Below are 14,300 nucleotides of genomic sequence, written 5' to 3' on the forward strand. Positions count from 1 at the left end.
CGGTTCACCACATCACAAGAACACAAGGGGCCTTGGTGGCCCCTTTTTCGTTTAGGGTCGCCTCAATTCGGCACATCAGTGAGTAAATATAAGGATCATCAGCATAATTTCCACAACCAAAAGCCGGGTCGAGGCGTTCAACACGCTTGAGAAATCAACTTAAAACCGCCATCCTCACAGAGAGTTTAGTCGACTCGGCCACCTTGCAAGCGCCGAGGCGCGTACAGTTTTACTTCAGTGAGGCGATTGCAATGCCCCTTTCACAGACGATTTCCAGACTCTGCCTATCCAGCGTGACGCCGGCTTTCGTGCGGCGCGCGACCGCGGCGGCTTTGATCGGGGTGGCATCAACAGCCACGGCGCAAGACCAAAGCGAAGCCCCGCCGCCCAAGGTTTCTATTGCTGCGGCCTACACTCAGGAAATAACCGAAGAAGCGACGTTTATCGGCCGCGCCGAGGCGCTGGACAAAGCGGATATTGTTGCCCGCGTCAGCGGGTTTCTGGACAGCCAGAACGTCGAAGATGGCGCTTTGGTAAACGAAGGCGATCTACTGTTCACTATCGAACCCGACCTTTACCAAGCGACATTGGATGCCAGGAATGCGGATCTGGACCGGGCCGAAGCGAACTTGGAATTGGCCAAGGTCGAGCTGGCTCGTAAACAGGAACTCTACGAACGGGATGCCACACCAGAATCTGAGCGTGATATCGCGCGTGCCAACGAACTGGTCGCCGAGGCTGAAGTCAAATCCGCAAAGGCAGCGATCCAGCAGGCTGAACTGGATCTGAGCTATACCCAGATACACGCCCCCTTCACCGGTCGCATTGGCCGCGTCGCTATCAGTGTCGGCGACGTCGTTGGCCCCACAAACCCGCCATTGGTAAATATCGTCAGCGAGGCGCCGATTTACGTCAATTTCTCGCTGAACGAAAAACAGTTCACCTCGGTTTTGGAAACGGTTGGCGAAAATGCAGCCACTCTGGCCGAAAGCAACAAAAGTCCGGTCGTAAAAGTGATCCTGCCTAACGGATCAGAGTTGGACGAGACCGGCAAGATCGTGTTCGTTGACAACCGCATCGACCCGCTCACCGGCGCAATCACGATGCGCGCCGAATTTCAGAATGATAAACGCCTGATCGTGGATGGAGCCTTCCTGTCCGTACAGATTGAAGCACTCGAACCCACCCTGGAAGTTCTGGTTCCGCAAGCTGCACTGCAACGCGACCAGCGTGGCGAATTTGTTCTGGTGGTGAATGACCAGCAAATGGTTGAACAGCGCTACATCACCACAGGCACGACCGAAGGGACAGCGATCATTGTAAAGGATGGTCTACGCGATGGTGAAAGCGTGATTGTTGAGGGCCTCCAGCGGGTGCGTCCCGGCGTGGCTGTAGATGCTGTAGTCGCCTCTGAGCAGCCGGGAGAATAAAGAATGTTCTCTGCCCTGTTCATCAGCCGGCCCAAGCTGGCACTTGTTATTTCGTTGGTGCTGACCATCATGGGCGGTATCGGCTATCTGGTTCTGCCGGTTGCGCAATTTCCTGACATCACGCCGCCCGTGGTCAGCGTTTCGACCACGTACACCGGCGCCAATGCCGAAACCGTAGAAAACACCGTCGCCGCGCCGATTGAAGCTCAGGTCAATGGTGTGGACGACATGATTTATATGACGTCGACTTCATCGGATAACGGCTCCTACTCGTTGAATGTCACATTCGAGGTCGGCACCGACCCCGATATTGCATCTGTCAACGTGCAGAACCGCGTGGCGCAAGCGATGTCGTCGTTGCCGACGGAAGTGACCTCGTCCGGTGTTGTGACCCAAAAAGCATCCACCAATATGCTGCTGTTGGTGACGCTGACGTCGCCAAACGGGACATATGACAGTGTTTTCCTCTCCAACTATGCCTCGATTAACCTGAAGGACGCGCTGGCGCGGGTTCAGGGGGTCGGTAAGGCGGATGTTCTGACCAATCTGGAATACGCGATGCGCATCTGGATGGATCCTGACAAAATGGCCGGCCTGTCCATCACACCCGGCGATGTGATCAGCGCCATTCGTGAACAAAACGTCGAGGTTTCGGCAGGCTCAATCGGCGCACCTCCGGTGCCTGAAGGGCAGACGTTTCAATATACGATCAAAACCAAGGGACGCCTGACATCCGCCGACGAGTTCGGTGAGATTGTCATTCGCACCGGAGACGCTGGCGCCATCGTGCGTGTCAAAGACATCGCCCGGGTCGAGCTTGGGGCACAGTACTACGCCGCTTCGGGCTATTTCCAAAGCGTACCTGCGACCGTAATAGGCATCTATCAGGCCCCCGGCGCGAATGCGCTGGCAGTTTCTGAACGGGTGCAGGCTGAACTTGACCGGCTGTCTCGCTCATTCCCGACGGATGTAGAATATGCTGTGCCGTTCAATACCACCGACTTTGTTGAACAATCGCTGAACGATGTGGTCTCCACCCTGATCCTGACATTCATTTTGGTGATCTCGGTGGTGTTTGTCTTTCTTGGCAGTTGGCGGGCAACCATCATCCCAGCGGTCGCAATCCCCGTGTCTTTGATCGGGACCTTTGCCTTCTTACTGCTTTTTGGAATGTCCCTGAACACGATTTCGCTGTTCGCCTTGGTTTTGGCCATCGGGATCGTGGTCGATGACGCCATCGTGGTGGTCGAAAACGTCGAGCGTATCATCGCAGAAGAGGGCCTGCCTCCGGCCGAGGCGACCCGCAAGGCGATGAGCCAGATCACCGGTCCCGTCATCGCGACAACGCTGGTTCTTTTGGCGGTTTTCGTCCCCGTGACCTTCATGCCCGGCATCTCGGGGCGGCTCTACTCACAGTTCGCCGTGACGATCTCGACCGCGGTTGTGATCTCATCAATCAACGCATTGACGCTGTCACCTGCGCTTTGTGGTCTTGTGCTGCGCGCACGATCTGGTCCACCGACAGGGTTGCTGGCTGTGTTCGAGCGGTTCATCGGTTCGTTGCGTTCAGGCTATGTCGCCATCGTGCGCCGGTTGCTGATCCTGCCGATCGTTGCGCTGGGGATCATCGTGGCTTTGGCGATGGGGACCGGGACAATCATGTCCAAAACCTCCAGCGGGTTCCTGCCGCTTGAAGATAACGGCTATTTGTTCGTCGATGTGCAATTGCCCGATGCGGCAACTCTGGAACGTACCGAAGTTGTCACCAAGCGCGTGGATGACCAAATCCGGGAAATTCCGGGTGTGGCCAACACGGTTCTGATTAACGGCTTCTCGATCCTGAACGGGACGTCGACCAACGGTGCCGCGATCTTTGTGAACCTCGACAACTGGGACGAGCGTCAGGAAGACGACCTGAGCGCAAATGCCATTCTGGAAAAGGTTTTGGCCATTGCATATGGCGAGACCGCTGCATCCATCGTGGCCTTCAACCCCCCCCCCATTCAGGGCCTTGGCAACTCGGCCGGGGTCGAGATGGAAGTCCAGCAAACCGGTGGGGGTACCCCACAGGACCTGGCCTCGGCCGTTGGCTCGTTCGTCTATGCCGCGAACCAGCGCCCTGAGATTGGGCAAGCTTACACGACCTTCCGGGCAAACGTGCCGCAGCTGTTCGTCGATCTGGACCGTGAAAAAGCCAAGACACTGCAAGTGTCAGTCGCCGAAGTGTTCCAGACCATGCAGGCGCAATTGGGATCCTACTACGTTAATGACTTCAACCTGTTCGGACGGGTGTATCGTGTGATGATCCAAGCCGATGGGACGTATCGGGACAATGTCGACGATATCTCAAACCTGTATGTTCGGTCGCAAAAAGGCGAAATGGTTCCTCTGGGCACCCTGATCGACGTTGAAAACGTACTGGGCCCGGTTTTGCTGAAACGTCACAACCTGTTCCGTTCGGCCACGGTCACGGCTGTCCCGGCCGAGGGGCTATCGACCGGCGACGCCATCTCTGTCATGACCGAAGAATCTGCGACCGCCCTGCCCCCCGGATACGCGTTTGAATGGACCGGCACGGCCCAGCAGCAGCTGGCCTCGGGCGGTCTGGTGATCGTGATCCTTGGACTGGCGATCTTGTTCGGATACCTGTTCCTTGTCGGACAATACGAAAGCTGGTCGCTTCCAGTTTCCATTCTGCTGTCTGTGATTGTCGCGCTTTTCGGAGCGGTTGCTGCCGTGGCTATCGTTGGCAGCGACATCAACCTATATACGCAGATCGGGATGATCATGCTTGTTGGGCTGGCGTCTAAGAACGGCATCCTCATCGTGGAATTCGCGATGGAACAGCGCGCCAAAGGACTGTCAGTCAAAGAAGCCGCCGCCGAAGCTGCGCATCAGCGTTTCCGCGCGGTGATGATGACAGCGCTGTCGTTCCTTTTGGGGGTCGTTCCACTCTTGGCCGCTAACGGAGCAGGTGCAGCCAGCCAGAAAGCGATTGGTGTGGCTGTGTTCGGCGGAATGCTGGCCGCTACGCTGATCGGCGTGATCCTCGTTCCAGTTCTCTATGCCCTGCTGCAAGGCTTGCGAGAATGGTTAAAGGGCACCAAGGATGATCCTGGACCCGCTGAGGAAACCGCTTGAACCCAAAAGCCCCGCCATTTGAGCGGGGCTTTTTTCTAGCGGTTTTCGATCCAGTCTTGGATACGGGCGATCTGATCCTGCGTGAGCCTTAGGCCCAGTTTGTTGCGCCGCCAGACGATGTCTTCGGCGCTGCGCGCATATTCCTTCTCGACCAGCCACTCCAGCTCTTTCGAGGTCAAATTAGCGCCGAAATCTTCTCCCAAATCCTCGGCAGTTTTTGCGTCACCCAGAATTGTACCAGCGTCGGTGCCATACGCGCGCACCAAGCGTTCTGCCCATGCCCTGTCCAGAAAGGCATAATCAGCTTTCAATCCTGCTATCAAATCCTGCACACCATCGACGGGAAAGTCGCCTCCTGGCAGGGACACACCAGCCGTCCATGGCCCCGGCAGATCAGAGAAATGCTCTGCCACCTTCTCCATCGCGCTTTCAGCCAGCCGTCGATAGGTGGTGATTTTCCCCCCGAACACGTTCAAAACCGGGGCACCCCCGGTCGCATTGACCTTAAGCGTATAATCACGGGTCGCAGCAGTGGCGCTGCTGGCCCCATCGTCATACAAAGGCCGCACGCCGGAATAGGTCCAGACGACGTCATCACGCGTGATAGGCTGCTCGAAATACTTCGTCGCAAAGGTGCAGAGGTATTCTTGCTCGACCTCGGTGCAGACTGGCGGCTCTGATGGATTGGGGTGGTCCTGATCAGTGGTTCCAATCAGGGTAAAATCCCTCTCATACGGTATGGCAAAGATGATGCGGCCATCTTCGCCCTGAAAAAAGTAACATTTATCGTGGTCAAACAGCCTGCGCGTTACAATATGACTGCCTCGGACCAGACGAACCCCTTCACGAGAGTTCACGCGTATCTTGGTCTGTATGATATCCCCGACCCACGGCCCACCCGCATTGATCAACATCTTCGCGCGGACGACGCGGGTTTCATCGGTCCCTGTTTCGCGGATCGTGACGTGCCAGAGGTCCGCAACACGTTCGGCCGAAAGAACCTCGGTCCGCACCATGATATTTGCACCTCGGGCTTCGGCGTCGCGGGCGTTCAATACAACCAGCCTGGAATCTTCGATCCAGCAGTCCGAGTATTCATAGGCCGTTTCAAACTTGTTTTTCAGCGGGGCACCTTCAGGCGCAGATCGCAGATCCAATGAGGAGGTACCGGGCAATATCTTGCGCCCTCCAAGATGGTCATACATGAACAAGCCCAGCCGGATCAGCCAGGCCGGACGACGCCCCCGCATCCATGGCATTACGGTGCTTAACAGCCGCGAAGTCGGTGTGTCCGAGTCGAACCGCATGTCCTCGTGATACGGCAGGACGAAGCGCATCGGCCAACTGATATGCGGCATCGCACGCAGCAGTGTTTCGCGTTCAATCAGTGCCTCGCGTACAAGGCGGAATTCGAAGTACTCCAAATATCGCAAACCACCATGAAACAGCTTGGTCGAGGCCGACGAGGTGGCAGACGCCAGATCGTTCATCTCGGCCAAGGTCACCGACAATCCGCGCCCGGCCGCGTCGCGGGCAATGCCACAACCATTGATCCCTCCGCCGATAATGAAAAGGTCGGCCACATCGTCTGTTTGCACTGTCATACCCGGTGAGTCCCGATGTTGAAAATCTGCCGCCATTAACCCGGTGTGACCTTGGGTCGTCAACGATATTCTTCGTTTATGTTCGTTTTAGCTCGCTCTTATTTGTCGCATTTCAGTATAAATTGCACATTCACCTGTTTCTAAGGTTGATATTTTTCAAAAAGAGAAGAAAACCGAAAAAGCATTCCAACCGGAGGAGCACGTGTCCCTTTCGTTTCGACAATCCGATATTCTGGAAATCGCCAAGCAAGATGGCCGTGTCGCGGTTGAAGACCTTGCCGCGCGTTTTGAGGTCACTGTTCAGACCATCCGACGCGACCTGTCCGATCTTGCAGACATGGGAAAACTGGATCGCGTTCACGGTGGCGCCGTGTTGCGGTCCGGGGTGTCAAACATCGGCTACGAGGATCGACGCGCCCTAAATGCCGAGATCAAGACCCGGATCGCGCAGGCCTGCGCGCGCGACATTCCAGACGGTGCATCGGTGTTCATGAACATCGGAACCTCGACCGAGGCGGTCGCGCGCCAACTTTTGTCTCACAAAGACCTCATGGTGGTGACGAACAACATGAACGTGGCCAACATACTTGTCGAAAACCCGCACTGTCAGATCGTGGTTGCAGGTGGCGTGCTGCGCCGGTCGGACGGAGGGCTGATTGGCAACCTTACGACCTCGACGATCGAGCAATTCAAATTCGACTACGCTGTGATCAGTTGCTCTGCGCTGGACGCCGAGGGCGACTTGCTGGATTTCGACTTTCAAGAGGTCCATGTCAGTCAAACGATCATAGCACAGGCGCGGCATGTCATGCTTGCGGCAGACAGTTCGAAATTCCAGCGCTCAGCACCAGCGCGCATCGCATCCCTGTCTGATGTGGACGTCTTCTATACCGATGCTCAGCTACAACGCAGCTTGGTCCAGAAATGCGCTGACTGGGGCACGCGATTGGAAATCTGCGCCTGACTTCCACTTTAGGCGAACTTTGACCCCCAAGTTCTTGCCAGACGCGAGCTAAGCTGACAATATTTAAACATATTGCAATTCTTATGATTAGGGGGTGCGAGACATGATCGCACTACTATTCGCGCTGCTTACAACAGCTATAGGGCTGATCTACTACCGGATGAAAAAGGCTGCCAACGCGGTTTTTTTCATAACCCTGGCGCTGAGCGTCTACTGGTTTCGCTATCACGCGACCAGTCAACTGACCATTCAGCTTTAGGAGACGGCAGTGACACCCGAACTGTCTCGCAGCCTAAACGCGATTGGGGCCCTAGCGGTTAGCCTGATACTGTTGCTGGCTTTCGTTTATCAGTTAGCCTTGTACGAACTGCCCTGCCCTTTATGCCTGTTGCAGCGCGTGGGATTCATGGCGGTCGGGATCGGATTGGCACTAAACCTGTTATACGGCGCGCAACCGCAACACTATGCGCTGATGCTGATCTCGGCGCTGTTTGGGATCAGTGTTTCGATCCGACAGATCTTTCTGCACATCGTACCAGGAACCGGCCATTACGGGTCGCCGGTTCTCGGCTATCACTACTACACATGGGCCGCGATCTGCTTTTTCCTGATCCTGCTGGGAACCGCCATTATGCTGTTGTTTTCGCGCCAATACACCGACATGCCGGATGAGCAACCCCGATTTGGCGGCAATATACTGGCAAAAGTCGCGTTCTTTACCCTATTGGGCCTCGGAGCCCTCAACACAGTGTCGGCCCTGCTGGAATGTGGTCCCGGCATCTGCGCTGACCCTCCGACAAGCTATAAATTGATTGACGAAGTGGATGCGAACAAATGAGGATGGGTCAACCTTCCCATAAGGAGGCACGAGCATGGGATTATTGGGGCAGCCACTGGGCTACTATGACTACCTGACATTTGTCGCGCTCATTTTGCTGCTGGCTGCAGTGATGGCACTGTTTTTGTTCATCATGGGACTGCCAGGGCGCATCGCGATCAAGCGCAACCACCCCCATGCCGAGGCCGTTAAGATCATGGGGTGGATGGGGTTTCTGGCCATCGTGCCTTGGGTTCACGCGTTTATCTGGGCCTTCCACGATGGCACCACTGTCGATATCCGCCGTATGCCCGACGACGAACGCGATGCGGTGCGCAAGGAAATCAAACGTTTAGGCGGAACTCTGACCGAAGAATACCGCGACCCGCTGGATCCCGAAGACAGTCAGAGAAGCTAAGGCCAAAGGAACTCTCACACTATGTTTGTCGCCCTGGGCATTACGCTTTTTTACCTCATTTTTGTTTGGCTGATCTTTTTCAAACTGCAATGGCTCAAATTCAATATCGCCTGGGGGATCGTCTCGTTCTGGGTGGGGGCGCATCTGCTGCTGATCTTTATGGTCGCCCTGCGGTTCTTTCAGCCATTCTCGCTCGACAGCCATGTGATCCGCTCGACCATTCAGATCGTCCCCCGCCTGACGCAACCGACCATCCTGACCGAGGTACTGGTCGAGCCGAATACGCAGGTCAAAAAAGGCGATCCACTCTATCGCTTTGACGATACTGTCTTTTCGCTTGAGGTCGATGAAGCCAAAGCGCAGTTGGTCGCTGCCCAGCAAAACGCGAAAATTCTGGAACAGGACGTGATCGTCGCCGCCGAAAATGTCGAGCGCGCAAACGCGCAGCTGGCTTATGCACTGACACAGCAGACCCGCTATGAAAACCTGGTGCCCGCAGGTGGTGCACGGCAAGATGAGCTGGACCGCTGGAACGAACAGGTGACCGAGGATCAGGCCCAGATCAAAGAGGCCGAGGCCAATCTGGAAAAAGCCCAACTGGCGCTGGATTCCCAAATTAACGGGGTCAACACAGGCATTCTGCAGGCGCAAGCGCAGCTGGATAAAGCGCAGTATTTCCTGGACAACACGACGATTTACGCCCCTGAAGACGGCATGATCGTCTCGCAACAGGCACGTCCCGGCATGGTTGTAGGGGAAATCCGGCTGGGCGCTATTGCCAGCTTCGTCACCACGGATAATCCTTATATCTTGGCCACTTACCGCCAACAGAACCTGAAATTCGTTGAACCGGGGCAAGAGGTTGAAGTCGCGCTCGATCTCTATCCCGGCGAAATCCTCACCGGCAAGGTCGAGGCGATCTGGTGGGCCACCCGTCAGGGGCAATACCTACCTTCGGGCCGCCTGCCCGGCTTTGAGCTGCCCAAGCTGCCGGGCCGCATTGCGGTGCAAATCTCGGTCGATATTCCAGATGGTCACACCTTCCCCGCAGGTGGCCACGCGGCGGTTGCGATCTATACCGGTCAGGGCAAAAGCTTTGAGTTCCTGCGGCGCATCAACATTCGCCTCTACTCATTTGCGAACTTCATCCGCCCGCTGGACATCTGAGGACATAGCGCATGAAACGAACCCGCCTGACCCGCCAGTTGATGGGCACCGCGCTATGCGCCGCCCTGTTGGTCGGATGCGCACCGGTGGGGCCGGATTTTGTGCGCCCGAACTCGCCGGTCGTGCAGGAATGGATCGAGGTCAACAGCCCCAGTGCGGGGCCAAGCGGCTTGACCTCGCGCAGCGCACCCGTGGTCAAATGGTGGGAGACGTTCAATGACCCTACTCTCAACAGGCTGATCAACGAGGCCTATGCCCAGAACCTCGACCTGCAAGTTGCCGGAGCTCGCGTATTGCAGGCCCGTGCGCAGTTGGGCATCGCGTTTGGCGAGTTGTACCCGCAATCACAGGCCATCGGCGCCTCGATCGAGCGGCGTCAGGTCAGCGAAAACCTCGGTCCCATTGCCGATATTCGCGAGATAATCCCGCTGGACACCGAGTTTTCGACATCACAAGCCGGGTTTGACGCACAGTGGGAACTGGACGTTTGGGGCCAGCAACGGCGCGGCGTGCAGGCGGCGCGGTCCAATCTTGCGTTGCAGGTGGCCAATTACGATGACGCGCTGGTGACGCTGACGGGCGATGTGGCCGCGCTCTATGTCAATATTCGCGCCCTGCAGGAGTCGTTGGCGGTCGCACGGGACAATATCCAGCTTCAACAGGAATCGGCCGACCTGACCCAATTGCGCTTCAACAATGGCGTTACGACTGAACTGGACGTGCAAGAATCCACCGCCCTTCTGAACAACACCAAGGCACTGGTGCCCGCGCTGGAAAGCGACTTGCAACAGACCAAGAATGCGCTGGCGGTTCTGCTTGGCACGACACCCTCGCGCATGACCAGCCTGTTGGGCAATTCCGGGCGTATCCCGTCGGCCCGGTCAAACGTCGCCGTGGGTGTTCCGGCCGAACTGCTGCGACGCCGTCCCGACGTGCGCGCAGCGGAACTGGCCGCGGCCACACAATCGGCGCAGGTTGGGATCGCGATCGCAGACCTGTATCCGCAATTTATCCTGTCAGGCTCGATCGGGGTGCAGGCGTCAGGTGGGCGCGACCTGTTCACCCCGGCCAGCTCCACGGGTTTGGCCAATGCAGGCGTGGTGTGGAACGTGCTGAACTATGGCCGAATCAAGAACAATGTCCGCGCGCAGGACGCCGCCTATCAAGCGTTGATCGCGAATTATCAGAACACCGTCCTGACCGCCTATTCCGAGGTCGAAAGCGCCATGGTCGCTTATACCCAATCGCGCAAGCAAGTTGGATTCTATGAAAACAGCGTCGCCGCCTCGCGCCGCGCGGCCGAGATTGCGGTCGACCAATACCGGGACGGCATCGTGGATTATTCCCGCATCCTGAACACGCAGACGGCATTGCTGAATTCGCAAGCCAATCTGATCGAGGCGCGCCAGCAGGTGTCCGGCAATCTGGTCGCTGTTTACAAAGGTCTGGGCGGCGGCTGGCAGATCCGGCAAACTCAGGAATTCCTGCCTGAAACGGTACTGGCTGAAATGGCCTATCGCACCGATTGGGGCGACCTGCTGGAACAAGACCCAACGCGCGCCAGCCTGAACTAAGGGCTATTTCGTCAGCCCTCGCAACCCGCCCGAGATCAGGATGTTCACTTCGTACAAGATGCGCGGAGCCGCCAGCCCACCGGGACTGGCCAGATAATTCGGGCTCCATTCCGGGTCAAATTTCTGTTTGAAACTGCGCAACCCTTCGAAGTGATAGAATTGCTCGCCATGTTCGTAAACAAACCCACCGACGCGATTCCAGAATGACGCCAGTTGCCGGTTCTCGATCCCTGAAAACGGAGCAGCGCCCAATGAGAACCACTGGAACCCCTGCTCGGCACCCCATGCCATCATCTCGGCAAATAGCGCGTCCATGACGAAGCTGGCGCTGTCAGGTTCATATCGCATCAGGTCCAGTGACAGCTCCGACTTATGGCCGCCCTGAAACAGGTTGGCGAAGGCCACGATCCGCCCGCCTTCGCTTTCACGCAGCGCGGCGTGGTCGAAATAGGACAGATAGTCGTCGTCGAACCCGCCAAGCGCGAACCCCTTCTCCTCTCCGGCTTTCTGGGCCAGCCAGTCATCCGAGATTTTCCGCAGCTCTGGCAGAATCGGCGCAAGGTTTTCCTTGCGAATGATCTCAAAGACATAGCCTTCACGCTCGGCCCGGTTTTTCGCCTGCCGGAACCGTTTGCGCGATTTGCCATCCAGCGAGAAATCCTTGAGTGGCACGCGGGCGACCTCACCGATTTTCAGGATCGACAGGCCAAGATCCAGAAAGGTCGGCAGGTATTTCGTCGAGACGCTGTAGAACGCGCACAGCTTGCCTTCGCGATCCGCCATCTCGCGCAACTGCCAGATCAGTTGCTGCCCGGCTTTTTCATCTCCCACCGGCTCGCCCTTGGTGATCAGTGCGTTGCCGGTATCGGCATAGGCCAGAAACGCGCTTTCATCGGGGGCGATCAGGAACTGCTTGTCTCCGGTCAGGGAAATCTGGGATTCAGTATCCTCGCTCTCCATCACCAACCGTTCAACCACCGCAGGGATCTCGGTGCGTTCCGGCATAGGAATTTCGCGCCCGAACAGAGAGGTCACGGCCACGATCCCAAGGATCACTGCCACCACCAGACTAGAGCGCAAAAACCGCGAGGCGTCGCCATTCCACGCGAATTCCCACCATAGGGCATTCTGATATTCGACATGGGAATAGGCAAACAGACCGATCCAGAAAACCACCGCCAACAGGGCCATGACGCTGACCAGCCACGGTATATTCAAACGAAAAATCGACGCGCCGCTTACCCGATAAAAGGCATCGCGGAACATGGCCAACACCCCAATCGTGGCCAACATGCTGATCGCTTCATGCGTATCCAACCCTTTCGCAATCGAGGCCCCAAAGCCAGCCACCATAAGCAACATCGCAACCACCCACGCGCGGTACAGCTTGCGAAACAGGCCGCGCGACACCAGCAAAAGCAATACGCCCACCGCGCTACCGACCAGATGCGATGCCTCAACAAATGACAGCGGCAGGACATCCCGCAAAACCCCAAGGTTTTCACTGCTGGCTGGCAGAGCACCCGACACCAGCAAAATGACACCTGCAACCGCAGCAACGCCGGCTGCGACCATTGGAACGATGGGTCGGATAACGCGATACACCCACGTGGCGGCACCTGTGATGTGGTGCCGGTGGCTCAGGGCCGAGGCGACCGCAATCGAGAGGCTGGCGATCACGAAGGGTAGAAATGTGTAAACTAGACGATACAGCAGCAATGCAGCGATCACATCCGAACGACCCGAGGCCCCCAAACCCGCGATCATGGTGGCCTCAAACGCGCCGATACCGCCTGGAGCGTGACTGACAATCCCGACCGCGATTGCCGCAATGAATATGGTGAAGAAATAAGGAAAACCGACGCCCAGATCACTGGGCATCAATGTATAAAGCACCATCGACGCGCCAAACAAATCCCCGAGCGCAGCAAGCGTCAGAAGACTGGCTAACTTGCCGTTTGGAAGGTTGAAGCCTACGCCCCCATAGGCCAGACGTCGCCCACCATTGGCAAGCCACAGGAACAGGCCCAGCAATGCGGCAAGCATGCACAGGCCGATCACAGTTTCGGTTGTGTCACTTATCGGAATAACCTTTGATATCCCATCGGGATGCAGTGTCAGAAGGGTGCCCAAAAGAAGCACCATGCCTGACCAGAACGCAATCCACGAGGTCGCGATGACCCCCGCAACCCTGCTCAGATCCAGACCCAAAGATGCATAGATCCGATACCGGATCGCGGTCCCTGTAATATAAGAGAACCCGAGGCAGTTCGACACAGCATATCCGCAAGCCCCGGCCATTCCCGCCACTGGCAATGGCACTTCGCCATCCGCCACACTTTGCACAGCGAACACGTCATAGAGCGACAGCGACAGGAAGCTGACCATCGTCCAGCACAGCGCAAAGAACATCAACTTCCAAGAAGTGTTAGCCACATCCGACTGCACATCGGACCATTTTACGTGCGAAGACAACTCGTGCAGGACAGTCAAAGCCACCAGCATGACCAGAACGGGGACCAGGATTTTAATCCAGGGACGTTCCAGAAACCCGGCCACACGTTCAGCCAAACGAACAGCCCAGAGGTCTTGGCCGGTATCCTGATCGGTCATATCTGTTCTCTGCTCTTGAGGTTTTGGTTGCTTGCGTGCTGCAACAGTTTTACACAAATTCGTTGAACCTCAAAGCACTACGGCTCTTACATCCGGCCCTTACGTGTGGACAAAAGCAGATTGGTTTCCGATCGGGTGATCCCCTCCATCCGGCGGATTTGAAACAGGACTACGTCCAACTCGGCCAAGGTATCTGTGCTGATCTCGGCTATGAGGTCCCAGCTCCCGTTGGTTGAATGAACGGCGCGCACTTCGGGCATGGCTGATATACGGGCCATCGTACGCTCGGTGCCGCGGCCCTCGATCTCAAGCATCATTAACCCGCGAACCGGACTTTGGGCCACATCCTGTCGGGTCAGGACTGTGAAACCCACGATCTCGCCCGATTGCTTGAGCCGTTGCAATCGACTGCGAACAGTCGTGCGTGTTACCCCAAGCGTTTCAGCAAGTTCAGACAGGGATGCGCGCGCATCGCGATGCAGTGCACTTAACAGCCGCTTATCCAGTTCGTCCATTTTTACTTCTCGTTTCGAGACATCAAAGTTCTTTTTGAGCATTTTGTTGACTTTTCG

At 56.7% G+C, this 14,300-nt stretch carries 11 protein-coding genes; 8 read left to right on the forward strand and 3 right to left on the reverse strand.

Going from position 1 to position 14,300, the window contains the following annotated elements; genetic code table 11:
* The first annotated feature begins 251 nt into the window (after positions 1-251).
* Positions 252-1,430: an efflux RND transporter periplasmic adaptor subunit gene (locus J7380_RS14550; RefSeq protein WP_209196503.1), complete on the forward strand. Its 1,179-nt coding sequence runs from the start codon at positions 252-254 to the stop codon at positions 1,428-1,430.
* A 3-nt stretch (positions 1,431-1,433) separates the two neighbouring features.
* Positions 1,434-4,571, forward strand: coding sequence for a multidrug efflux RND transporter permease subunit (locus J7380_RS14555; RefSeq protein WP_209196504.1), 3,138 nt, complete (start codon positions 1,434-1,436; stop codon positions 4,569-4,571).
* A gap of 35 nt (positions 4,572-4,606) precedes the next feature.
* On the opposite strand, the gene glpD is transcribed toward J7380_RS14555, so the two are convergent.
* Positions 4,607-6,175 (reverse strand): glycerol-3-phosphate dehydrogenase, encoded by a 1,569-nt coding sequence (gene glpD, locus J7380_RS14560; protein ID WP_209196505.1) that lies wholly within the window; start codon positions 6,173-6,175, stop codon positions 4,607-4,609.
* Between the two features lie 202 nt (positions 6,176-6,377).
* Between glpD and J7380_RS14565 the strand changes: the two genes are divergently transcribed.
* The 6 genes from J7380_RS14565 to J7380_RS14590 all read left to right on the forward strand — a co-directional run bounded on the left by J7380_RS14565 (position 6,378) and on the right by J7380_RS14590 (position 11,115).
* Positions 6,378-7,139 carry a DeoR/GlpR family DNA-binding transcription regulator gene (locus J7380_RS14565; RefSeq protein ID WP_209196506.1) on the forward strand — a complete coding sequence of 254 codons (762 nt, stop codon included), beginning with the start codon at positions 6,378-6,380 and terminating at the stop codon, positions 7,137-7,139.
* Positions 7,140-7,242: 103 nt separating this feature from the next.
* Entirely contained in the window at positions 7,243-7,398 is a 156-nt protein-coding gene (locus J7380_RS14570) for a DUF5993 family protein (RefSeq protein WP_209196507.1), read from the forward strand.
* A 9-nt stretch (positions 7,399-7,407) separates the two neighbouring features.
* Positions 7,408-7,977: a disulfide bond formation protein B gene (locus tag J7380_RS14575; RefSeq protein WP_209196508.1), complete on the forward strand. Its 570-nt coding sequence runs from the start codon at positions 7,408-7,410 to the stop codon at positions 7,975-7,977.
* 34 nt (positions 7,978-8,011) lie between these two features.
* A complete protein-coding gene (locus J7380_RS14580) occupies positions 8,012-8,374 on the forward strand; it encodes a DUF3302 domain-containing protein (RefSeq protein WP_170352930.1) in 363 nt (120 codons plus the stop codon).
* Between the two features lie 21 nt (positions 8,375-8,395).
* Positions 8,396-9,541, forward strand: coding sequence for an HlyD family secretion protein (locus J7380_RS14585; protein WP_209196509.1), 1,146 nt, complete (start codon positions 8,396-8,398; stop codon positions 9,539-9,541).
* A gap of 11 nt (positions 9,542-9,552) precedes the next feature.
* On the forward strand, positions 9,553-11,115 hold the full coding sequence (locus J7380_RS14590; protein WP_209196510.1) for an efflux transporter outer membrane subunit: 1,563 nt from the start codon (positions 9,553-9,555) through the stop codon (positions 11,113-11,115).
* A gap of 3 nt (positions 11,116-11,118) precedes the next feature.
* Here the strand turns inward: J7380_RS14590 and mprF are convergent, their stop codons facing one another.
* Together mprF and J7380_RS14600 are read right to left on the reverse strand one after the other, a co-directional pair.
* Positions 11,119-13,728, reverse strand: a complete 2,610-nt coding sequence (gene mprF, locus J7380_RS14595; protein ID WP_209196511.1) for a bifunctional lysylphosphatidylglycerol flippase/synthetase MprF — start codon at positions 13,726-13,728, stop codon at positions 11,119-11,121.
* Positions 13,729-13,814: 86 nt separating this feature from the next.
* A complete protein-coding gene (locus tag J7380_RS14600) occupies positions 13,815-14,243 on the reverse strand; it encodes an Lrp/AsnC family transcriptional regulator (RefSeq protein ID WP_209196512.1) in 429 nt (142 codons plus the stop codon).
* Positions 14,244-14,300: the final 57 nt, after the last annotated feature.

This window comes from Ruegeria sp. R8_1 (genome assembly GCF_017743815.1).
Lineage (GTDB): Bacteria > Pseudomonadota > Alphaproteobacteria > Rhodobacterales > Rhodobacteraceae > Ruegeria > Ruegeria lacuscaerulensis_A.